Below are 24211 nucleotides of genomic sequence, written 5' to 3' on the forward strand. Positions count from 1 at the left end.
CACCTGTCGAGGGGGGACACTGCTGGAAATGGGGACCGCGAGTGGAAACGCGTTCTACCGTGTCGCCTGAACATTTTCGGGCTGAAGAACGGAGCGAGCCAGGTCAATCATCACAGCGCGTTCCTCGGACGATATCAACGGTTCGGGAACGCCTGCGATTCTCAGGCGTTCGATGAATGTCATCTCCGTTGAGCCACCAGTGGGTTCGGCTGAATCACTGTCATCGGCTTGTTTCAGCAACCCGGTTTTCATGAGTTCGTTCTGCAGTCGAGCGCTCTCTTCGCGCGTCAGATTACCAAACGGTTCATCCATAAACCAAACACCTTCATAACGCTCGATCAGCCGTCGAACCGACGCTCGGGCTCTTGAAGGTCCGTAAACGATAATGGGGCAATTCTGAGTGCGAATGTCGGCTCTCAGATTGGCGATAGTGGGTGACAAATCCCATTCAATGCAATTGCTGCTGACAAGGATCAACTCGCAATTCAACTGTTCAGATGCCAGCGTGAAACCATCAGCCCCGGTTCGGCTCACCTGCGTTGCATAACCCGCATCTTCAAGTCGGGCGGCTAATCCCGGAAGACGACCAGCATCAGCTTCAATAACGACCGCTTCTGGCCTGATGCTTCCCCCGGAGATGTTCCTCAGGACTCTTAACGCGGGCTCACTGTTAAGCTGATGGAGATTGCGGCTGAGTTGAATCTGACTTGCAACAACTCGAACGCGAGGATCGACGGCGAGTGTTGCCTGCCGCAGCAAGGTGGGTAATTCAGGACTGATAGAATCACCTGTGAATTGAGATTCAAGCGAATGCAGCAGCGCAACGGCCGCCCCCGGAACAGGGATTTGCAGCGCTGCATGAAGAGCCTTCAATTGAGCGTCGAGAGGTCCATCCAACGGGCTCGCCCCGTCGTCACCAGGCGAGAATGCGATTGGCCGTGCCGCTGACTCACACAAGACGGTCAGCGATTTCGCTACGCTGCTTTCGGGTTGAATCCGCTCGGCATCGTGGGCGAAATCCAGTGCCTCCTTGATGAGTTCTGCTTTCGTGTCCGCTGATTTCTGCTGTCTCGTAACTCCTGCGACATGCGTTACCGAAAACCGTTCTTCGGAGGCTTCGAGCCGTCGGTAAACTTCCTTTTGCAGCAAACGAACCGCGGCATCTGAATTTTCGACAGCCAGACTGGAGTTCGGCACGAGCGATACCAGAGAAGCCTCAAATGCACTATTCAGAATAGTCAGGGCATTGGCTGCCTCCTGCTGCGTTTCAGCAGAGACATCTGCGCCGAATCGCCAGCGAAGCAATCGTTTTGCAATACTCGGGTCGGCCGTGGTTGCCAGTAACTTCAGGATGCGTGATCGCCCCTGGTCGTCAGCAGACTCCAGGGCAGCCAGGAGTCCATACCGCATGGATCGCGCATGTTCTTCGAGGATTCGCTGAGCAATTTTCCCCTGCGGCGAATTAACATCGTTCGCCAGCAAAGGGGCAACAGCTCGATCGTCTGCGGCGATGATCTCAACGATAGCCTCACTGGCCTGCGGACCGGAACTTCCCAACTGTTGACAAAGATCCAAAAGCCGGGCATCTGAGGCGGCATAAGTTCGCGATGCTTCATTGACCGCAGTTAAGAGCGACTTTGCCTCTGGCTGCAGATCCGGGTTGGCGTTGAGCGTCAGAAAAACGCCGACACCGAATTCTTCTCGCAATTTTCTGAGCTCACCGGCCGAGGGTTGTGATGCGAGCAGGATCTCGAGCAGTTTCTTCGCTTCGTCCAGTCGCTCCAGCCGCTGCGCTGTGTACGCGGCTCTCAACAGACCGGCAGGCGTTTTTTGTACAAATTGAAATCGCTTTTCCATGGCGTCATCGCCGGATTGAGCGCGAGCGACATCAAAGAGGCCCGAAACCCCGGCAACAGCGACCAGAACAGCCACGGATAAACAACCTGAACGCATGGCCTTTTTGTCCCAAACTCACAGGAGCTGAATCTTATTCCCAAACGGATATGTTGGGGTTCATCTCATCCGAATGCCAGAAGTACTCGGCAAAAACCATGGAACCCCGCCAACTCACACGTTCGCTAACCCTTCGCAAAGCGCACGATCGGGCGCAATTCCCGATCCGGTCTCATCAGTCGATCGGGTCAGCATGCCGGTTCAGTCGTCTGATTTGGACGCGAAAGTGGGGAATTTGCCAGTTCCAGCGTTCAATGTCCCAAATATAGCTGTCGTGCGGTCCGGAGAGGCGCTTCATTGAATTCCGTTGGAACGGTCGCCAAACTTCCCGCCCGGAACCTGAAACGATGCTTCCAGTCGCATGTCGACTTCTGTTAAGAATCTGTGCAACCACCGGTCGAACCATTACCCCACCGGGGTCATCCTGCTGCGACCAGTTGAAGGCAAACAAAGAACTGAAACCTGAAGCCCATGACCACCAAGAAATCTCTGCCATTTTCCGACGAACTGATTCGCCGGATCGCTGAAACTTACCCGACCCCGTTCTATCTCTATGATGAACGCGGGATCCGCAGCACTGCACGCGAACTGAAAGATGCATTCAGTTGGTGCCCGGGATTTCGGGAATACTTTGCAGTCAAAGCGACACCGAATCCTCACCTGCTGAAAATCTGTCGCGAAGAGGGCCTTGGCGCGGACTGCTCCAGTCTCGCAGAACTGATCCTGTCTGAGCGAGTGGGCATGACTGGTGAAGACATCATGTTCACATCAAACAATACGCTCGCGCACGAATACAAGGCCGCTCGTGACCTTGGTGCCATCATCAACCTGGACGACATCACACACATCGATTACCTGCAGGAATCCGCCGGTCTGCCGAATTTACTGTGTTTTCGTTACAACCCCGGTTCCGCTCGCGAAGGCAATGTCATCATCGGCAAGCCCGAGGAAGCGAAGTATGGCTTTACCGAAGCACAACTGTTCGAAGGATATCGCCGCCTGAAGGACCTGGGCGTTCAACGCTTTGGTCTGCATACCATGGTGGCCTCGAACGAACTTGACGGTAGCTTCTTTGTCGAAACCGCTCGGATGGTGTTTGACCTGGCTGTGAGAATCCACAAGGACGTTGGCGTCCGCATGGAATTCGTCAACCTGGGCGGCGGCATCGGTATTCCGTATCGCCCCGAGCAACAGCCTGTTGACCTGCACAGTGTGGCGGCAGGTGTTCGTGATCTCTACAACAGCATGATCGTTCCTGCAGGGCTGGATCCGTTGAATGTACTGATGGAGAACGGACGTATGATCACTGGACCACATGGTGTCCTGATCACGAAAGCTGTTCATCACAAACACATCTACCGCGACTACGTTGGAGTGGATGCCTGTATGGCCAATCTGATGCGTCCCGGAATGTACGGGGCCTATCATCACATTTCCGTGATCGGAAAGCAGGATGCACCACACGATCGCGTCGTGGATGTCGTCGGTTCGTTGTGCGAAAATAACGACAAGTTTGCAATCAACCGTTCTCTGCCGGCTGTAGAACGAGGAGATCTGCTGGCGATACACGACGCAGGTGCCCACGGTCATGCCATGGGATTTCAGTACAACGGAAAGCTGCGTTGCGCGGAACTGCTGGTTTGCGAAGATGGATCGGTCAAACAGATTCGTCGAGCCGAAACGGTAGATGACTACTTCGCAACACTGGACTTCAGCGCGTTCCAGGGCTCTTAACGTTCATGACTCCTGACGTCATCTCCACTCTGGTCACCATCGGGCTTGCCTTCACCGGTTACCTGTTCACGTATCTTCACGGACGCAGCGTTGCCAGGCGAGAGTCACAGCTTGAGCGGGTGAATGCGCAGTTGAGGAACCTGTACGGTCCACTGTTCGCGCTGCTCAACCAATCCAATGATATCTGGAAGGCGTTCACTGAGAATTTCTGGCCGGCTCACGGGCAGTCTGCCTACTTCGTCGAGGGCCAGACGACAGACGCTGAAAAATCAGTCTGGCGAGTCTGGATGAAGACGGTCTTCATGCCGCTCAATGACAAGATCGAAGCGGTCATTGTCGAAAACGCGGACCTGATCGTCGGCGAAGAATTTCCTCAGGTCTTTAAGGAATGCCTGGCACACATTGCAGCCTACCGGCCTGTGATTGACCAGTGGGCAGCTGGTGATTTTTCCAGTCACACGTCGTATTGCAATTGGCCGGGAGATCGGCTGTATTCCGACGTCGAGAAGCAATATCACCAACTTCGCAGGACGCAGATTCGCCTGATTCGCGGCCTTCGCATGAACACTCAGGATTAACGCTCAGAATTGCCAAATCCTGTGATCGCTGAGGAACACGAGGCCATCGGGCGATGCGTCCGTAAAAGGTACCGATTGCCAGCAAACTGAGTTTCAGTACCTTCGACTGCAGGCAGGATGACCAGCGAATTCGAAACTTGCCTCCGGTCCTGAAAGGCTCACCGACCGTCGGAACTGGGCTCTGGACCTGATCTCAAACTGGCGCCGGGTATGAGTACCGCGTCCGGACTCGTCTGTAAGTGTTGAACCCATGCGGGCGGAATGTTCATCCAGATATTGTCTCGAGCAATTCGGTGGCGTTCACAATGCCCCTGCATGATGTCATCGATCCGAACGATGCGTTTCTGTTCTTCGCCACGAGTGACAAGCTTGCGAATCGGCCGAACGTACATGTACTCGAAATAGCTGAGGGTACCTCCCGGTTTCAGGAGACGAAAATACGCGTCCGCAATGCTGGCAACCAGATCCGCGGGAAAATTATTGAGTGGCAATCCGGAAATGACAAAGTCGTAGGGAGCGTCCGATGCAAATTCCTGAAGCGGCAATTGATGAACCTTGGAGATATCCGCGACAGTCTTCCATGCGGCATCTGATTGAAAACGTTCTCTCAGTCGCTCAACAAAGATCTCATTCAGTTCGACCAGATCAAATTCATCACCCGGTCCAAGCAGTCGTACGATTCTGTCGGTTACGGGACCGGTGCCCGGACCAATTTCAAGCACACGCGTTGGCTGTTCTCTGTTACGATTTGCCAGAAATCGCGTCATGGAACGCGCTAAAAAGCCACTGCTGGGCGCGATAGCCCCGGTCGTTTCAAAGCGTTCTCTGAATTGACGAAAGAACGCGAACTGATCCTTCAGTGACTGCATATGATTTCCGTTTATCGATTCGTCCACCACCAGGCAACAACTGCGATCGCTGCCGCGACAATGGTAAGAACTGTGATCAGCTGAGTTCTCTGGCGAATCTTCTCAAGCTGTTGGATGTTGATCAGTCGAAACCCCTGTTTCCGGGTTCCGAATGTCAGCACGTCACCATGCCGCACAGGCCCGTATGAAGCAATTCTGCCATTCAGATACGTTGGGTAAGCCCGCGATTGCTGCTTGAGTTGCCAGTTGCTTCCATCAAATTCCAGCCAGCACTGAATTTCGTCCAGATCTCCATCCTGAACAACGATGTCGGCATCGTGTCCGCGACCGATTGAAGTTCTCGCCCGCATCACGGGCAGACGACTCTTCTGACCGATGAACTGGATCCGCCAGCCGGACGGTGCCGCCTGATGGACGCGACTGGCTGAAGTGGATTGCGACTGTCCCGGAACTCTTCGTCCTGTCATTCCGAGATCACTGCCAGCCTGACCAACGGCCGGCGTTTCGGATCTGGCAAATGTGTCCGCTGCTGCAGATAACTGCTCTGTATGGCTTCTGAGCCAGCCGGACGCATTCGTGATTGAAGAACGCTGATTCACCCTCGATTTCCTGGGGGTATTTTCCGCCCGGGTGCGCGCCTGTTTGGCGCGGAGCGTTACGATCTCCCGAAAATCGAAGGAGATGTCCTGCCGCTTTGCATGCTGCCGCAGAGCATCCGCAACTTCCTGGGCCGACTGGAATCTCCGCGATGGGTCCTTTTCCATCATGCGAGCAATGATGGCGCCAACGGCAGGCGGAATGTCAGGACGAAGCTCGCAGACAGTCCGAACTTTCCGCGTCTTGTGTGCTTCCAGTTTTGCCTTGTTGGACTTGTCCGGAAACGGAACCCGAGCCGTCATCGCAACAAACAACGTGGCTCCCAGGCTGTAAATGTCTGCTCGCGGATCAACTTTTCGACTATCAACAATCTGCTCCGGGGCGATGTAGTCCGGTGTCCCGAGACAATCGTGTCCAAACAGCATCGACAACGAGAACTCGTCATCCTGCACGTTGTCCATCAGCGCAAGGCCAAAGTCCAGCAGGTGGGCAGTCCCGTTCTGTTCGATAAGGAAGTTGGCCGGTTTGATATCGCGATGAATAATTCCATGGTCGTGCGCTTCCTGCAATGCACTGGCGATTTGCACGCCAACATCACACGCCGCCGCCCACGGGAGCGGGCCCTTCAGCGCCACCAGTTCGTGAAGGCTGATTCCGCGGATCAGATCCATCACCAGGTACCAGACAGCGCCAGTGCTGTCCAGTCGAAATGTCTTGATGATGTTTGGATGCTGGAGCAGCATCCCAGCCCTGGCTTCCAGTTTCAGCCGCGTCAGCATCCCCGCATCCAGCGAATGTTCTGCCGACATCACCTTGATTGCAACTTTTCGCTTTTCCTGGGGGTCTTCCGCGATAAAGACGCACCCCATTCCACCGAATCCAAGCATCTCGCGGATGCGATAACGATCAATGACGAGGCCGCGATAACGCCCCTCAAGAATCCGTTCTGCCTGAAACGGCGTGAGGACTCGCTCTTTGACCAGCCGCCTCGCCATGTCACGAGCCGGCGCAGTCGCGTCCACATCCAGTTTCTCACCAATTCGAACCACCTGCGCAGCAGTGTACAACCCGCTTTTTTCAAGCAGTTCCAGAAACTCGCTGGATACGGCCGGTGCCTGCATTCTGCAATTGCCAGAGTTGTGCGACGTAGGATTTCGGATTTCGGACGCTGTCGGTTTTCCGTAGAAAACATTCGGTCGAATTTAGCCCTGAAAACCTGTGTTCGGTACAGGATTTCCGGCTTTCGCGCTCAGCTTAACGAGTGATTTTTCAAAAATTCTGATTACATGGCCCGAGAGCTTAGCAGTCAGAGTCCCGCAGGTGAACTAACTCTCACATAGTCTGTACGTTCACCAGGAGCCAGCAATCCGGCGACCAGTCCCCGGTGAGACAATATCCCGAGAACTCCTTTTCGGGTTTTCAGTCACGAACGGTTTGAAACCACTTTCGACAAACGTCTCCGGTAACTGTGGCAAGTTTGATTGCGGCTGATCAGTCACGTATGCTCCGGCACCCAAAAGTTTGACGGCTGGACTCAGGAGTTTTTTCCCCACGTTCAGCCTTCGTCGCCCCAAATTCTGACCATTGCTTTCAAATCGATGAATTCAACTTCAAATTCCGCGTCGAACACTCCACCCGTTGAGAGTTTGCCGCGCGCGGTTTACGAGAAGCGATGTGAAAGTTTTATCCGGCAGGCAGAATCGCTTGGTGTGGTCGAAAGGCGTTTTGTCAGAGTTCGCATCACTACATTTCTGAGTGCGATTCTTCTGGGAGTCATTTGCCTGGGCAACGCGAGTGTCTCGTTTTGGTGGTTGCTGATTCCCGCACTCGTCTTTGCCGCCCTGGTGCCACTGCACAACAAGTGTGTGGAAGAACTTCAGCGTTGTCAGAGAGTGCTGAAGTTTTATCAGGAATGTATTTCGCGAATTGACGGCAAATGGAGTGACAGAAGCCAGTGTGGAAGCCAGTTTATTGACACCAACCATCCGTGGGTGGTTGACCTGGACGTGTTTGGCCAGGGGTCACTGTTTCAGCTCATGACGGAATGTCGTACCGGACCGGGATTGAAGCGACTTGCGGCCTGGATGCAGTCCACCGCCAGCAGTACGGAAATCGCAATTCGCCAAACACGTTCCAGCGCCCTGAGAGAAGAACTTGATCTACGCGAGTCACTCGCAATGGTCAACGACACGGTGGATTGGTCCACAGCGGAAGCACTCCTGCACGAATGGGTGAACGCGCCACCGCAGCGAATTCCTCTCTGGATTCGCATCTGCTCTGCAGCGATTGGTGTGATTGCCATACCAGTAGTCACGGCTGTGTTGATGGGCTGGCTTCCGTTTTCAGCCCTGGTGCTGCTGTTGATTCTGCAGAGCCCGCTGATCATGGCCACTCGAAAACAGATTCATCTTGTCTCCAGCACGATGGATTCTGTTGATCTTGCATTACATCAGCTGGCGGAAGTGCTTGTACTTTTCGAACGCCATTCGTTCGCGGATCCAACGCTGCGGGACTTGCAGTGTCGTCTCTCCACCGATGGCGCAGCCGCTTCAGACTCCATCCGTCAACTCAGTTCGCTGACTCGATGGCGAAACCATGCCCTTCGCAATCAATTCTTTGCTCCCATCGCGTGGATGGGAGGGCTGATTGTCCTTCTGACAGACCGTCTTGAACACTGGCGAGAATCCCACGGAAGTGACGTCGCACTCTGGCTGGATACGACTTCAGAATTCGAAGCCCTGGTATCCGTGGCCGCATTTCGGTTTGAGCATCCTGACTACGCCAATCCCACGGTGATCGATGATCATCCGATCTATGATGCCCAACAACTGGGGCACCCGCTGCTGGCGCAGGCCGAGTGCATTCGAAACGACGTCAAATTATCTGCCGAACGGCCGCTGATGCTGATCAGCGGATCGAACATGTCCGGCAAGAGTACTTTGCTGCGGTCCGTCGGGACGAATTTGATCCTGACGTTCTGCGGCGCGTGTGTGAATGCGGCGTCGTTACGGACCTATCCGTTTCAACTGGCCACCGCGATGCGAATCAGCGACTCTCTTCAGGAAGGTCGGTCGCTGTTCTTCAGTGTGGTGCAGCGATTGAAAGCCGTGGTCGATCTGACTTTGAAAGAGCGGACCGTTCTGTTTCTTCTGGATGAGATTCTGAACGGCACGAATTCGCATGACCGCCGTCGGGGTGCAGAAGCTGTGATTCGTTCGCTTGTGGATCGGGGTGGTCTGGGGATCGTGACAACCCATGACCTGGCACTCACGCAGATCGTGGATTCCATGAATGGCCGAGCCGTAAACAAACATTTTGAAGATACAATCACGGACGGAAAAATGTTGTTTGACTACCAGCTGCGTGATGGTGTGGTCCAGCGAAGCAATGCCCTGGAACTCATGCGAATGCTGGGGTTGGATGTTTGATTCAGGTTTGATTTCACAGTTTTCAGGACCCGGAAAGGAATGCTCAGGAACAGTCAGAAAGTGGACGGCAAAAGGTCTGCGATGCTGCGGTCGTAAACAGGCTCACCAGCAAGATCACTGAAAGACGATTGCATTACGTCGAACACATGACACTGAAAACTGAGCACTTTGAGTCTATGTTCTCGACACCTCGTCGTACCGCCGAACAACTTCGCAGTTATCGATACCTCGGACCGGACGATCTGCGTTCGTTCGGACATCGTTCCCGACAGAAACAGTTTGGTTTCAATACCCAGGAATTTGCAGGCAAGCCTGTCATCGGTATTTTGAATACCTGGAATGACCTGATCAGCTGCCATGCTCACTTCCGTCAGCGTGTGGAGGAAATCAAACGGGGCGTTTGGCAGGCGGGCGGGTTTCCTGTTGAGATCCCGGTCATGGGGCTCAGCGAAACATTCATGAAGCCAACATCGATGTACTATCGCAACATGCTTGCGATGGAAGCCGAAGAGGTTCTGCGCACCTATCCAATCGATGCTGCGGTGCTGATGTCCGGGTGCGACAAGACGACACCGGCACTGTTGATGGGTGCCCTGAGTGCGAACATTCCGTCCATTGTGATGCCCGGTGGCCCGATGAACAGAACTTCATGGCGGGGCGAACAGCTGGGCAGCGGCAGCGACGTCTGGAAGTACTGGGCCGAACGCGGAGCTGGCCGGTTATCCTGCGAAGCATGGTGTCAACTGGAAGATCATATTGCCGCATCACCGGGCCACTGCATGACCATGGGCACCGCCAGCACAATGACAGCGCTCGCGGAGGTTCTGGGGATGGCGCTGCCAGGTTCGTCATCTATGCCTGCAACTCATTCCGGACATTCACGGATGGCGGCAGCCACTGGCATGCAGGCTGTTGAGCTGGCATGGCACGATGTGCAGCCAGCTCAGATCATGAACAAGGCGGCCTTCGAAAACGCGATTACAACATTGATGGCAATTGGTGGTTCGACCAACGCGATCGTTCATCTGATGGCAATGGCCGGGCGGGCGCAGGTGCCACTGTCGCTTGAAGATTTTGACCGGCTGTCGCAAACGACACCTGTCCTGGCAAATCTCCGCCCCACGGGCAAATACATCATGGCCGATTTTTTTGACGCGGGTGGCCTGCAGGCACTCCTGTGTCAGATTCAGGACCTGCTGAATCTGGATTGTCTGACCGTCGCTGGCCAGACGCTGAGAGATGGTCTTGGGGATGGAGCCATTTTTGATGAAGATGTCATCCGTGTACGCAGCAATCCTGTTTGTGCAACGGGAAGTCTCGCTGTGCTTCGCGGAAATCTTTGCCCGGATGGTGCGGTCATTAAGCCCGCCGCTGCGGAATCGCAACTATTGCAGCACACCGGCCCGGCGATCGTCTTCAAAGACTATCCCGACCTGAAAGCACGTATCGACGATCCCGAGCTGAAGCTGACCAAAGACCACGTCATCGTTCTGCAAAACGCAGGACCGTTAGGCGCACCCGGGATCCCGGAGTGGGGCATGCTGCCGATCCCTAAATACCTGCTTCAGCAGGGCGTTCGTGATATGTTGCGGATCAGTGATGCTCGCATGAGTGGTACCAGCTATGGTGCGTGTGTACTGCATGTTTCCCCGGAGTCATTTGTCGGCGGACCACTGGCCCTGGTGCAGGACGGCGACATGATTTCGCTTGATGTCAACAGACGACAACTGAATCTTCAGGTGGATGACGCCGAAATGCAGCTCCGCAGGGCAGCATGGACGACGCCTAAGCCAAAATTCAGTCGAGGCTACGGCAAACTTTACTTTGACCAGACGACTCAGGCTCACGAAGGCTGCGACTTTCGTTTCCTGCACGCCGATGGAAGTCAGGATCCGGATCCCAGCATCTACTGACTCCTGAGCGCGGTACAGGAGCGGTGGCGTTTTGGAGTCAATCAAAAATCGAATTCAGTTGAATCGCTGAGACAAATTGTTGTTAACGCTTCCAGCTCTGCCTCAGGCGTGTCGTGAAGAATTGTCCTGACACTTCCATCCACAAATCCGACAGACATGCCGCGATTGTGACCTTCGCCTCGACCACTGTGCGTGGAACGAAGCTCGGTCAACAATTCTGAAGGCGTAATATCCCGGGGCTCCATCCAGTGCACGGCCCGATCCTGTACATCTGCCAGCATAATCGTCGAAGCGGTTCCGTCAGTGACCGACGAAATCTGCGGAGCACGATCGCCGTCAAACAGGCAATCTGGTCCACAGATCAGCACGTAGTTCGTCAATCGGTCGACGACCGGATGCACCGACGGTATGGCGCTGAATCGCTCTTTGTAGGCCGGACACTGGTAAACATCCGGTATGAAATCCGACAGCAGGCGGTTATTGGGGCCGTTCCAGGGCTCATCAAAGCGATAACGGTGGTAGATTTCTCCCGAATCCATGTACGGCAAAAGCAGCACTCTCCAGCTGTGTGCCGCCCGCCCGTAGCTGTCGTAGACAACGGCGGGAGGAAATCTTCCAAAGTCATCGTGATAGTTGTGCAATGCGATAACAATCTGCTTCATCTGGTTCCGGCAATTCTTGCGTAGCCCCGGGGAACGAGCGCTCCCAACGGAATTCATCCATAAAGCGGCCAGGATGACAACAAGCACACCGGCGGCCGCCCATTCCACGAGTTGAAGCTTTGGTTTGGATGTAGCAACGCCATCTCTGAATGGAATTTTGTCACCGGGAGGCAGTCGCTCCGGAGATTGGTAGGGGTTCACGGCGACAATCCGAAGATGCGGGAAAAAAGATTGATGGCGATCCCACAATGGTGCGACCGCCATCAGTCTTGAAACATGCAGGGCTATGACAGAATTTTCGCTCTCAGATCCTCCAGCAGGCGGACGGCATGTCCAATGTCAGCCTTCTGACGAATCGGGTCCTGAGGGATCTCTCGTTCGATGGTCAGCGGTCCGGTGTATCCGATTTCATGGAGTGTTCGCAGATAATTTTCCATCCCAACATCACCTTCCCCCAGTGCCACTTCCTGTCCCCAGGCCGTGCCTCTCACCTCCGGAGCTGCCCATTTCGCATCCTTGCAGTGGATGCTGCGAACATAGCGACCGACTTTTTTCAACGCATCGATAGGTTCGCCTGTACCGTAAAGAATCATGTTGGCCGGATCGAAGTTAATGTACAGATTGTCACGCTGTACGGCACCGATAAAGTGCAGAAGATGCTCTGCCGTTTCCTGTCCTGTTTCGAGGTGCAGTTTTTGGCCGTTGGCATCAATGTGGTCCAGGAGATCTCGCGTCGTTTCGATCAGATTCTTGTAGCTATCCGAAGATTCATCCTCCGGGACGAAGCCGATGTGAAGCGCGACCGTGTCGCAGCCGAGTAGTCTGGTGAAGTCGCTAATTTCCTTCATCTCCTGCACGCGAGCCGCTCGGGTTTCTTCCGGTACCAGCCCCACAGTTCGAGCTGTCGTTGCGATATCCGCATAGCTTTCCCCTTCGAATCCGCCGAAGACAGCGGTGATGGTGATTCCGGCATCGGAACACTTCTGCAGAAACGCAGAAGCAGCCTCAGGCGTCCGAGTTTCCTGATGTGGTGCATGCAATTGAATGCTTGGGATACCAAGTTCGCGAACCACTTCAAGGTGAACACCAAGTCCGGCATCTACCGATGCGAAAACCCCAATCGGCCAACTGGTCATATGCTTCTCCAACTTTTCGAGTATTGAATCGAGCTGCGTGTACCCGACATGGTCGTTAACACATGACCGGAATTCAAATCAACTGGTGGCAATTCGATGCATTCGAGAAGGCAAAAAAAATGCCGCGATTCCTATGCGGAAACGCGGCTGAATCCTGGTCGATCCGATCCGAACTTATGCTAAAAGTCGCCGATGATGTTTCCGTCTGCAATGAAGGCTAGGTTATTCAAAACTGTCCCGTCTGCATTTTCGCTCAGGAACCGAACAGATCCGTCGCCGAGTGCGGCCTGCGCACCGCCAACGTGAAGGCTGCCGACGGTGCCCCAGTCTCGTAGTCGGCCATCAGCGATGGTGCTGCTGTTTGGCGTTCCCCACCATGGGCAGCAGGTCCAATAGTTGATCTTACGAAATCCCGGTGCAGAGGTGGTGTTCGTATTGGAAACGGCAAGATCTATTCCGTTGCCAACCCACTTGGCATGGCCCCACGATTGATTAATTCCGTTCTTGACCTCTCGTGTCGCTTCAAGCAACATGACGGTGTTGCTGGTTCCATCTGTGACATCCCGGATTCGACTGTTCGACTGCATGCCAAACATACGGCGAGTGTTCTTGCCTCGGATAGACCACAGATTCATTTGACTCGAGTAGCGTTGAACGGAGAAATCGTAACTGATCAGTGGTGCGTATTGGCCATTGGCCGCTGCCTGCGGGCTGATTACATAATTTGCTGAAGGCCCTGTGTAGTGAGTAGCGCCAGGGTCTGATGGGCAGAGGAACGCACTCAAAGACTTGCTGACGTACTGCGAATTCCCGTTCAGATACGGATCCGCCAAGTTGCCGGCTAGTTCCGGGTGTCCGGCTCGATTGTACGACCCAGTCGCTCCAGACGTGTTGATGGAATTGAACAGGGCTGACTGTTCGATAAATGGAAGCACTCCAATCCAGCCTCTGTGGTTCAATCGAGCAACTTGATTTATTTGGTGACCAGGCGGGGTGTTATTGTTGTTGCCCGGCGGAGTTGGGGGATCGAGTGATCCGTCTGCATTTGTCGACATAGGGAACATACTGTACGTGTCATGGTAGTTGTGGCAAGCCAGCGCAAGCTGCTTCAGCTGGTTCTTGCACTGCGTTCGGCGTGCTGCTTCTCTTGCCTGCTGCACTGCTGGCAGCAGCAATGCGATGAGAATTGCAATGATCGCAATGACGACCAGCAATTCAATGAGGGTGAACCCTCGCCTTCTGAAGACCTTAAGCATCTGACTTAACCTCCGTCCTTTCGGGAACAAGAACCGGATGCGGGAAACATGATTCCGCAAGTTAAGAAATGGTAGGCTTCGAAATTTAGGAATGTCAAGGATATCGGGCGTATCCCTGTCCACGTTTGCGCTATTCCACCGCCGTGGCTGTACACACAAATTCCAGCCTTGCCGTCACCTTTCCGTCCACAGAAACCTTACCTTTTAGGTAAAACGCATTGGCTAGACGGTCAGTTAGATCCACCACGATTTCGATCGTGTCCTCGGGTCGGATCATTTTTCTAAACTGAACATTATTGAGTCGAGTGACTACGGGCACGTCTGTACTGGCAGTCTCGATCAGTTTTGAAATCAACACGGCTCCGGCCTGAAAGCAGGCTTCGCATTGAAGGACGCCGGGGAAAACCGGGAACGATGGATAGTGCCCCTGAAATACTGGCAAGTCGGTCGGCAGGCGTTTTCTGGCAACGATATGGTTTTCGGTGATTTCGGTGATCTCATCCAGCCAAAGAAACGGGTCACGATGAGGGATACAGTTTTTGATTTCTTCGGTATTCATGATCCAGCTGCGAAAACATATCAGGATGAAGAAGAAAGCCCGGCTAGCATGAGCCGGGCTTGGATGAGATTCACTCAGGGAAACCGAATTTCGATCTTTGGGTTCACTTAGATTTCGATTTTCAGTTCTTCAATCTTTCGATAGAGGCTCGAAAGTCCCAACTTCAGTCGCTTTGCCGCTTCCTTCTTATCCGGGCACTGCTTCAGTACCCGAGTAATGTGCAACTTTTCATAGTGGCGCAAAGCAGATCGAAGGTCGTCTGTATCTGGAAGCGAAGAGCCCATTCCCAGCAAATCCGGTGGCAGATCTGACGGAAGAATCTCTTCTCCTTCGCACATCATCACGGCACGCTCAATGGCGTTGTCGAGCTGACGGACGTTTCCTTTCCAGTGGGCAGCCATCAAGGTACGAATGGTATCGCTGGTTGCCCCGGAAACACGTTTCCCCATGGTTTCCCGATGGCGAATGATGAAGTATTCCACGAGCTCCGGAATATCATCCAGACGCTCCCGAAGTGGCGGGATCCGAATTTTTACGCCGTCCAGACGGTAGAACAGATCTTCCTGGAAGTTGCCCTCAGAGACTTCGCGACCGAGATCACGTGACGTCGCGGCAATAATTCGGGCTTCCACTTTGACAGCCTCAGAACCGCCGACCGGCATGAACTGTTGGTATTCAATTGCTCGAAGCAACTCAGCCTGAGTTCCAGGCGGAAGTGCAGCAATTTCATCAAGAAAGACGGTTCCGCCACCCGCTGTCCGAAAGGCTCCCGGTTGCCCCCCTTCGACACCAAACAACTGCGCTTCCAGCATCTCGACCGGCCGAGTACCACAATTGACAGCGATGAATTTCTCGTCCTTATTCGGGCCGGCCATGTGAATTTCTCGAGCAAACAGCTCTTTCCCTGTCCCGGTTTCTCCCACAAGCAACACGTTGGAATTCGTGGCCGCGACTTTCCGAATCGTCTTCAGCGTGTTCTGCAGGATCGCACTGGAACCGACGATCTGATCGAACCCCGCACTTCGGGCGAGGTCTTTGCGAAGTCGCTGATTTTCGCTGTAGAGATCCTGAAACTTGAACAGGCGTTGCAGCCGATTGGTCAATTCTTCGAAACGGACCGGCTTCACCAGATAATCAAAAGCCCCGGCCGTAAACGCCTCGACGGCATTTTCGACGGTCGCATAGGCCGAAATCACAAGCACAAAAATGCCCGGGTTCAGGCGGTGTAGCTGACGCAGCAGACGCACGCCATCGCCGTCCGGAAGCTGAACGTCGCAGATTGCCACGTCGTAGTCGCGTTCCTTGACGATATTCAGCGCTTCCGAAACGGTCCCGGTGGCTCGCACTTCAAAGCCTTCGCCCTGAAGAAATTCAGCCATCGTTTCCCGAATAATCTGCTCGTCTTCAACGATCAAAATCGACTTGCGCTGGAAGATAATTCCCGACACGACATCTGCCTTCAATAAACTGATCTCGAAACCGCTCCCTCGCTGAGAATCCCTGAACATCCTGTCCGCGAGACTATAGAAAACTCTGGCCCGTTTGACGATTCAAAGAGCCCCCTGGCCTACAATCCGTCCGGATTTGTTAAGACCGCGCCGGAAGATTCTGCGCTGGCGGCACGGAAATCAATACTTTTGCAGATCGGATTTGCGGTGGAATGGCAGTTCTGGATTGATGTTGGCGGCACGTTTACCGATTGCATCGGTTTTGGACCGCAGGGACGCCTGGTGCAGAAAAAAGTACTGAGTTCCGCTACCGTCCACGGTCACGGCGTTCTCAGCTTCGAGAGCTGCGATCGACTGTTGATCGCGGATTCTAACCTTCGACTTGATCCTGATGGTTTTTGGAAAGATGCCCAATGCACCCTGCTCGACAACACGGGTTGTGAACAAGCCAAGGGCACAGTGTCCTGGTTCGACGCTGCAAATGGTAGTCTGCAGCTGTCCCCCATATCCGATCTGCCCACACTGGAGACAGTTTCACCCGGACCCGTTAAATATCTGCTGCAGCCGCGCTGGCCAGCGCCTGTGCTCGCAATTCGATCCATTCTGAGGCTGTCATCTGATCAGCCATGTCCTGCAGTCAGCGTTCGGTTCGGGACCACACGGGGAACGAATGCTCTTCTGACCCGCACCGGTGCCCGAACGCTTCTCGTCACCACAAAAGGATTTGCGGATGCCCCGCTCATCGGCAATCAGTCGCGGCCCGACCTGTTTGCGCTCAATATTACCAAACCAGCCCCGCTGTTCTGTGATGTGATAGAGGTCGACGAGCGAATCTCCTCAACCGGCAGTGTTCTCTGCAATCTTGCCGCAGACGAACTAAAGAAACTTGAAGCTCAGCTCACGCAGCGGCGACATGCCGGCATTCAATCGGTAGCCATATGCCTAATGAACGCCTACGCCAACGATTTGCACGAGAAAGCAGTCGAACAGCTGGCGAGGCAGGCAGGCTTTTCGGAGGTGAGTCGTTCCACCGAAGTGTCGCCATTGATTCGATTCATTCCTCGCTGCGATACGTCAACGCTGGACGCCTATCTGAATCCGGTCCTTAGAGAATATCTGCAGGCAGTGGAGGAACATCTGCCGGGCAGCCACGTTCAGGTGATGACATCCACCGGAGGGCTGGTGGCAAGCGGGAATTTCCGAGGACGCGATTCTATTCTTTCCGGACCTGCCGGTGGCATTGTTGGTTTTGCAAGCGTGGCAAAAGCCGCTGGTTTTTCGAGAGCCATCGGCTTCGACATGGGAGGAACCAGCACGGACGTTGCCAGATTCGATGGCCAATTCGAATTCGATAACGAAACCACGAAGGCGGGCGTTCGCATGATGACGCCCATGCTGGCCATTGAAACCGTGGCCGCCGGCGGAGGAAGTATCTGTGGCTTCGATGGGGTTCGACTATTCGTGGGCCCGCAAAGCGCAGGAGCCAGTCCCGGCCCCGCCTGCTATGGAGCGGGAGGTCCACTCACAGTGACCGATCTGAATGTGTTCCTGCGACGCGTCCCTGCCAAATACTTTCCGTTTCCACTGGACATGGCAGCCGTGCAGAACCGACTGACGGAGTTGCACCTCACCATCGACCCGGATGCTGCGGTGTCCGAATCTGCTCTCTCACAGTTGGCAGAAGGATTGCTTGCAATTGCCAACGACAACATGGCAAATGCTATCCGGAAAGTTTCCATCGCCCGGGGATATGATCCCGAAGACTATGTTCTTGTGAGTTTCGGAGGTGCCGGCGGTCAGCATGCCTGCCGCGTTGCCGCCAGTCTGGGCATTCGCCGGGTTCTTATCCATCCGCTTGCGGGCGTGCTGAGCGCCTACGGTATGGGAATGGCGGATGTCAGAGCGATTCGGCAGCGCAGCGTGCTGCTGGAATTGTCCGGGGATGTATTGAGTCAGCTCAGTCGGATTGCTCAGGAGCTCGCCCGTGAAGCCATCAGTGAGGTACGTCAGCAGGGAGTCACTGCAGACAGGATCACCCCGGTGCATGTATTTGCAAACCTGCGATACGCAGGCACCGACTCAACAATTCAACTGTCTTTCAATGAAGACCCGCAAATACTGCGGGAGCATTTTGAATCCGAGCATCGAAGATTGTACGGATATCAACGTCCGGATCGATCCGTTGAGATTGCTTCCCTTGGAGTCGAAGCAACAGGAGAATCAGGGGCAACCGTGAGTTCCTCATCCCCTCGTATCAACACACCGCACGACCAGCGTGCGTCTACTGCGGATCAGGAGATCGCATGCCCCGAGAATTCAGATGTCTGGTTCGGGGGAGCCATCCATTTAACCAGCATCATTCAGCGGGGCAGTCTTCTCACGGGCCAGATGATTCGTGGCCCCGCGATTATCTGCGAGCCCACCTCCACTATTGTAATTGACCCCGACTGCCGCGCCGAAGTAACCGAAACAGGAGCCGTCCTGATCACCGTTCCGTCGTCCAGCACCGTTCCGTCGTCCAGCACCGTTCCGTCGTCCAGCACCGTTCCGTCAGCCAGCACCGTTTCTTCAACAAGCAAAGTGCCAGTGTCGGGGCGTTTGCAGTCGTCGGACACGCAGCTGAATGCGGAAGCGTGCCGCCAGGAATCTGAGAGACATCGAAAGCCGGTTGATCTGGTTCGCCTGGAACTCTTCAGCAATCGGTTCACGTCCATTGCAGAACAGATGGGGGAGATGCTTCGCCGTACGGCCACTTCCACAAACGTACGAGAACGCCTCGATTACAGTTGTGCATTGTTCGATGACAAAGGTCAACTGGTTGTGAATGCTCCCCATGTTCCGGTGCATTTAGGCGCTATGGGCGAAACCGTTCGCGCTGTGATGACGGATCATCCAAACATGATGCCGGGGGACGTTTTCGTTACGAACGATCCCTACAGGGGCGGCTCGCATTTACCGGATGTCACGGTAATTACGCCGGTTTTCATCGACGCCGCCCAAACACCGAGCTTCTTTACTGCGAATCGAGCTCACCATGCCGAAATTGGAGGCATCCGGCCGGGCAGCATGCCACCAATGTCGTCAAATCTTGCCGAGGAGGGCGTCCTGATCCGCAGTCGGAAACTCGTGGATCGCGGCGTCAGCTGTGAAGATCAACTCCGACAATTGCTGCTTTCAGCACAATTCCCCTCGCGCGCTGTCCATGACAATCTGGCTGACCTGGCCGCCCAGGTGGCCGCCAACGAATGTGGCGTCAGATTACTGAAGGAACTCGTCCAGACAACTTCGCTGCAACAAGTGGCTGACTATATGGCCCACCTTCAGGATGTCACGGCTCAAAAAGTACAGCAGGCATTCCTGAGTCTGGGTAACTGCAAACGCACTTTTCGTGACGAACTGGATGATGGAACTCCGATTTGCGTATCCATAACGATAGATGGAGCGAAAGCAGTCATCGACTTCACAGGGTCGGGCGACGTCCATCCGGGCAACCTCAATGCAAATCGTGCCATTACGACTTCTGCAGTGCTTTATACTTTGCGTTGCCTTCTCGCAGAGGAGGTGCCACTCAATGCCGGAGTTCTTCGCCCCGTGGAACTAATAATTCCCCACGGGATACTGAACCCGGCGGAAGGTGAATCACCCGAAACGACTCCGGCCGTTGTTGGAGGGAATGTTGAAACTTCGCAGCGTATTGTGAATGCACTCTTCGGAGCATTGCAACTTGCGGCAGCCAGTCAGGGAACGATGAATAACCTCACGTTTGGTGACACCACATTCGGCTATTACGAGACCATTTGCGGAGGTGCAGGAGCCACGGCCAGCGCCAGCGGCGCCGATGCGGTTCATACGCACATGACCAACACGCGTCTGACTGATCCCGAGATACTTGAAAAGCGGTATCCGGTACGACTGCGAAGGTTTTGTATTCGAAGGGGTTCAGGCGGCCCTGGGCGTAACTCCGGCGGGGACGGTATAATTCGTGAGCTGGAGTTTCTTCGGCGGGTTGAGATCTCAATGATGTGTCAGAGTTTCCAGCATCCGCCCTATGGTATGCTCGGTGGTCAGCCCGGAGCCACCGGCATCAACGAATTGCAGAGTCCCGGCGAGGATTCCTTTCGGGTCGTTGGCGGGTCTTTCCATGCGTCTGCAGAATCCGGAAGCGTTCTTCGTATTCAGACCCCGGGTGGTGGTGGGTTCGGACAACCGGCCCTGTCAAATCCCGATGCATGACAGCGCTATGAATCGGTTCAAGCGTCGTAAGCCTTTCCCCTAAAAAGAGGGCCGCGTTCCAGGTGAGGAACGCGGCCACAGGTCAGACCTGGGAGCCCGGCTGACATGTTCAGAATCCTGACGTAATATTTCCGTCGGAAATAAAGGCGAGGTTATTCAAGAGCGTTCCGTCCGCGTTTTCGCTCAGAAAGCGAACGGATCCATCACCCATCGCCACCTGAGTTCCGCCAGTATGCAGACTTCCGACAGTCCCCCAGTCTCGCAGCTGACCGTTGGCGTGCGTGCTGGTGTTCGGAGTGCTCCACCACGGACAGCAGGTCCAGTAATTGATCTTGCGAAAGTTCGGCGCGCTTGCAGCTCCGGGATCGGCGACGGCAAGGTCCAGACCGTTCCCAACCCATTTCGAATGGCCCCACGACTGATTGATGCCGTTTTTAACCTGCCGCGTTGTTTCCAGCAGCATCACCGTATTGCTGGTCCCGTCCGTAATGTCACGAAGGCGACTGTTTGACTGCAGCCCAAACAAACGACGAGTCTGCGTGGCTCGTGTCACCCACATCGTCATGTTCTCGTGATAGCGTTCGACAGAAAAATCGTAATTAATCAAAGGGGCATAGTGTCCATTTTGCTGCGCCTGTGCACTGATGACATAATTGGCCGAAGTCCCTGTATAGACAACGTCCCCCGGATCAGAAGGGCAAAGAAATGCAGTGAGCACTCGGCTGACATACTGCGAATTTCCATTAAGAAAAGGGTCTGCCATCGTACCAGCCAGAGTTGCTGCGCCGGATCGGTTATAGGAACCAACAGCCCCGGAAGGATTGATGTTGTTGAAGAGTGCAGACTGTTCAATGAAGGGCAGCACGCCAATCCAGCCACGAGAATTCAGCATCGCACCAGGATTTCTGGCAACACCAGGTTTGTCGCCATTGGTGATTGAACCATCGACGTTCGTCGACATGGGAAACATGCTGTAGGTGTCGTGGTAATTGTGACACGCCAGCGCAAGCTGCTTGATTTGATTCTTGCACTGCGTGCGACGAGCTGCTTCGCGGGCCTGCTGCACAGCAGGCAATAGCAACGCAATCAATATGGCGATGATGGCAATCACCACCAGAAGTTCGATCAGTGTAAACCCGCGTCGATTGAAACGGCGCATTTGTAATTCTCCATCGGTTAGAAGATTCCTGCTGCCTGAATCGGAACTCGACTGCCGTCAGGTTCGCGGGAATTGCTTCAGCACAGAACGATCTGGAAGACCGTCTTCAGACATGTCACTCCTTCGAACAGCGCTTTGGAAGCAACCGGCAACAGTTACGTCATCGTCAGATAGGTAAACAGACCGGTCTGGTAGACAGCCAGCGATCCGGTAACGGGAATTGTTTTTCTGCTGCGCCATTTATGCATCAGGAGCAGAACGGACATGACCACCAGCGTCCCCGCGATCTTCGCGCGAAGGAAAAGTTCTACATCGCCATGGTTAAGCTGCAGGAGGTAAAGACCAATGGGATTCTCTTCGACCTCCAGCATGATTTCGCTGAATTTGACCGTGAGCCACACGTCATATGCAGAAACACCAAGGATGATACTGCACAGAAATGGAAATACGTACGATCGGAATCGAGACATGACTATCGCCTTTTCGACACGAACTTACCTGCGTTACAGACGCCATTCACTGGACTGACAGCACGGAGACTTGTCAGACGCGGCTACGTGACTCAGGTAGCAATGAGCGTGCCGATTGCGATTTCGTGAGAATCAGGCTTTGGCAGAAGCAATTTTGGGCGGAGCTGCATTATTGCTGAGCACGCATCCCCCTTTAACGCGAACATTCATGGGGCGTTTTACGGAGGTATCTGCCAGAACACAGGATTGAGATGCCTTCCCGCTCCACTTTGAAACGAACTTCATGCAATTCTTAACAAAGAAGGTTCAATCCGGGGTGCAGTGAAGTTCTTCAGAATGCTGTGAACTCTTTCCAGTGAGCTCTTTCAAGTGCAGTGAGCTCTTTAGAGTGCGATGAATTTCTCCAGGGCCTTGTAAGAGCCCCAGAGACCTGCAATCAGTAGCGCCAGACTTGAAATGGCGAGTGCGAAGTCCCACAGCTTTCCGGGATGAAGTCGGCGATCCGTGATGTTATGCCGAAAATACATCGCGCTGAACGCCAGAATGGGCAGCATAACCGCCTGCGTGAGGCCGGCGATAACGATCAGTGTCACAGGTGCCTCCTGAAACAGCAGAAATGCCCCGACACAGGCAAGTGGCAGCAACGTCGATAAAGTGCGCACAAGTTTTTTTCGCTGCGGGGAGTCATTGTCCTTGCTGCTCAGGCCGATTACGCCGATGAAGTCGGCAATCATACGTGCATTGCCGGCATTCGCGACCAGATACGTGGAATACAGCACAGCGATCGCTCCGCTCAGGAACAGCCACTTCGCGTATTCACCAAAGATGGGTACGTAACTTTGTGCCAGCGTGCTGACCATTCGAGTTCCCTCCGGGTTTCGCCCTTCCGAATGCAGCACGGCCACTCCCAGGAAAAAGAAGGCAGCTGTGGCGGCTGTGTAGATGACCATGGAAGCAAACGCATCGAACTCCATCACCCGAAACCATCCGGCAGCACGTCGATGCCAGGCTTCGCTTTCATCTCTCGGACCAGCTGAGCGGGCATAGCCCTTCTCCAGGCACCAATACGGATAACTGATGAGTTCAGTGGCACCAACGCCGATAATCCCGAAAGCAGCGAGGGCAGTCAGAAGTGCCCCTTTCGTTCCGGGCAATCCGAACGAAAGCCCCTGAAGAATCTGACTGCCGGAAATGGCATACTTCGTGGACTGAAGTGCGATGACATTGCCAATGGTGATCAGTGTAAAGCTGACAACAAGCACCACAGAGACTTTTTCAATCGCGCCGTAACGTCCCACAAACAGCAGTGCCGCCGTCAGGACACCAATGATAATCACCCAATTGCGATCGTCCGTTGTCACGGGATCCACAAGTGTTTGGCCGTCTCCATCAACCAGGGCCTCGCCTCGGGTGGCCAGATCAAGAATCGTTTCTCCGCGTTCACCAAGTCGCTCCAGATCTTCGGCAACCCAGATCATCTGACGTTCAAATCTGGCCGCGTCCTGTTCACTCAGAGATTCCGGCGTGCCGGATTTCTTCCATTCTGCATAGCTGAGAATGTCTTTCTCTGCAGGCATTGCCACCGCATCACGATAATCACCCGTCAATGGAAATGTGATCGCCAGGGCCTGTCCCACTCCACCAACGATGCCGCCGAGTTGTCCGATGGTGGCAACCATCATGATCCCCCACACGGCAACGACCCAGTTCACGCCGGCAATGCGAGGTCCGGGAACATGATTCAGGCTGGTCAGCGTTGTTTCGCCATGGCTGATGGTGAATCGTCCCAGTTCCAGCTGAACAAAGACCTTCACCAGACACCCGACAATGATCAGCCAGAGCAGAGAGATTCCGGCTTCGGCCCCGGTCTTGGTTGTCATCACCAATTCGCCGGAACCAACGATGTTGGCCGCAATAATCAGTCCCGGTCCAATTTGTCTGACAATGGTGGAAAAGCGTGTGGGTGGTTCCACAATATCCGAAGGCTGCCGTCGATCCACAATCTTGTCGGAGATGCTGGAAGCGTTGTCAGTCATCGGAATTCTTTTCCCTGTACAGTTGGAGATGCAGACGACCGTACGCAAATCACGACGGCAGAAAAGACCTGACCACGAGACCAGGCAGCAAAATGCGAATGGCAGGCAGCATCTTTGATATCCCCTGCTGCCGATGATCGACAGCAGGGAAGCGGGCCGATGACATCTGCCTCGTCTGGT

At 54.3% G+C, this 24211-nt stretch carries 16 protein-coding genes; 5 read left to right on the plus strand and 11 right to left on the minus strand.

Annotated features, from left to right (window positions below; genetic code table 11):
* Positions 1–54: 54 nt before the first annotated feature.
* The gene (locus R3C20_22985; GenBank protein MEZ6043374.1) at positions 55–1932 is read right to left on the minus strand and encodes a hypothetical protein; all 1878 of its coding nucleotides are present in this window, start codon (positions 1930–1932) and stop codon (positions 55–57) included.
* 492 nt (positions 1933–2424) lie between these two features.
* Between R3C20_22985 and R3C20_22990 the strand changes: the two genes are divergently transcribed.
* On the plus strand, positions 2425–3687 hold the full coding sequence (locus tag R3C20_22990) for a diaminopimelate decarboxylase (GenBank protein MEZ6043375.1): 1263 nt from the start codon (positions 2425–2427) through the stop codon (positions 3685–3687).
* A gap of 5 nt (positions 3688–3692) precedes the next feature.
* Positions 3693–4265, plus strand: coding sequence for a hypothetical protein (locus R3C20_22995; GenBank protein MEZ6043376.1), 573 nt, complete (start codon positions 3693–3695; stop codon positions 4263–4265).
* Positions 4266–4423: 158 nt separating this feature from the next.
* Here the strand turns inward: R3C20_22995 and R3C20_23000 are convergent, their stop codons facing one another.
* Positions 4424–5134: a methyltransferase domain-containing protein gene (locus R3C20_23000; protein MEZ6043377.1), complete on the minus strand. Its 711-nt coding sequence runs from the start codon at positions 5132–5134 to the stop codon at positions 4424–4426.
* An 11-nt stretch (positions 5135–5145) separates the two neighbouring features.
* Positions 5146–6852 carry an FHA domain-containing serine/threonine-protein kinase gene (locus R3C20_23005; GenBank protein ID MEZ6043378.1) on the minus strand — a complete coding sequence of 569 codons (1707 nt, stop codon included), beginning with the start codon at positions 6850–6852 and terminating at the stop codon, positions 5146–5148.
* Between the two features lie 477 nt (positions 6853–7329).
* Here R3C20_23005 and R3C20_23010 point away from each other — a divergent pair, with 477 nt between their 5' ends.
* The gene (locus tag R3C20_23010; protein ID MEZ6043379.1) at positions 7330–9159 is read left to right on the plus strand and encodes a hypothetical protein; all 1830 of its coding nucleotides are present in this window, start codon (positions 7330–7332) and stop codon (positions 9157–9159) included.
* Between the two features lie 146 nt (positions 9160–9305).
* Entirely contained in the window at positions 9306–11072 is a 1767-nt protein-coding gene (gene araD / locus R3C20_23015) for an L-arabinonate dehydratase (protein MEZ6043380.1), read from the plus strand.
* Positions 11073–11113: 41 nt separating this feature from the next.
* Here the strand turns inward: araD and R3C20_23020 are convergent, their stop codons facing one another.
* The 5 genes from R3C20_23020 to R3C20_23040 all read right to left on the minus strand — a co-directional run bounded on the left by R3C20_23020 (position 11114) and on the right by R3C20_23040 (position 16133).
* Positions 11114–11935: a DUF1559 domain-containing protein gene (locus R3C20_23020; GenBank protein MEZ6043381.1), complete on the minus strand. Its 822-nt coding sequence runs from the start codon at positions 11933–11935 to the stop codon at positions 11114–11116.
* A gap of 83 nt (positions 11936–12018) precedes the next feature.
* Complete coding sequence (locus R3C20_23025; GenBank protein ID MEZ6043382.1) at positions 12019–12870, minus strand: sugar phosphate isomerase/epimerase family protein; 852 nt, start codon at positions 12868–12870, stop codon at positions 12019–12021.
* 179 nt (positions 12871–13049) lie between these two features.
* On the minus strand, positions 13050–14126 hold the full coding sequence (locus tag R3C20_23030; protein ID MEZ6043383.1) for a DUF1559 domain-containing protein: 1077 nt from the start codon (positions 14124–14126) through the stop codon (positions 13050–13052).
* Positions 14127–14256: 130 nt separating this feature from the next.
* Positions 14257–14685: a 3-hydroxyacyl-ACP dehydratase FabZ family protein gene (locus tag R3C20_23035; GenBank protein MEZ6043384.1), complete on the minus strand. Its 429-nt coding sequence runs from the start codon at positions 14683–14685 to the stop codon at positions 14257–14259.
* A 107-nt stretch (positions 14686–14792) separates the two neighbouring features.
* Positions 14793–16133, minus strand: coding sequence for a sigma-54 dependent transcriptional regulator (locus tag R3C20_23040; protein ID MEZ6043385.1), 1341 nt, complete (start codon positions 16131–16133; stop codon positions 14793–14795).
* Between the two features lie 189 nt (positions 16134–16322).
* On the opposite strand from R3C20_23040, the gene R3C20_23045 reads away from it, so the two are divergent.
* Positions 16323–20366, plus strand: a complete 4044-nt coding sequence (locus R3C20_23045; protein MEZ6043386.1) for a hydantoinase B/oxoprolinase family protein — start codon at positions 16323–16325, stop codon at positions 20364–20366.
* A gap of 109 nt (positions 20367–20475) precedes the next feature.
* Here R3C20_23045 and R3C20_23050 read toward each other — a convergent pair whose 3' ends face one another.
* The 3 genes from R3C20_23050 to R3C20_23060 all read right to left on the minus strand — a co-directional run bounded on the left by R3C20_23050 (position 20476) and on the right by R3C20_23060 (position 24031).
* Positions 20476–21525, minus strand: coding sequence for a DUF1559 domain-containing protein (locus R3C20_23050; GenBank protein MEZ6043387.1), 1050 nt, complete (start codon positions 21523–21525; stop codon positions 20476–20478).
* A 155-nt stretch (positions 21526–21680) separates the two neighbouring features.
* Entirely contained in the window at positions 21681–21995 is a 315-nt protein-coding gene (locus R3C20_23055) for a hypothetical protein (protein ID MEZ6043388.1), read from the minus strand.
* A 383-nt stretch (positions 21996–22378) separates the two neighbouring features.
* Positions 22379–24031: an Nramp family divalent metal transporter gene (locus tag R3C20_23060; GenBank protein MEZ6043389.1), complete on the minus strand. Its 1653-nt coding sequence runs from the start codon at positions 24029–24031 to the stop codon at positions 22379–22381.
* Positions 24032–24211 lie beyond the last annotated feature (180 nt).

The sequence above is a fragment of the Planctomycetaceae bacterium genome, from assembly GCA_041398825.1.
GTDB lineage: Bacteria > Planctomycetota > Planctomycetia > Planctomycetales > Planctomycetaceae > F1-80-MAGs062.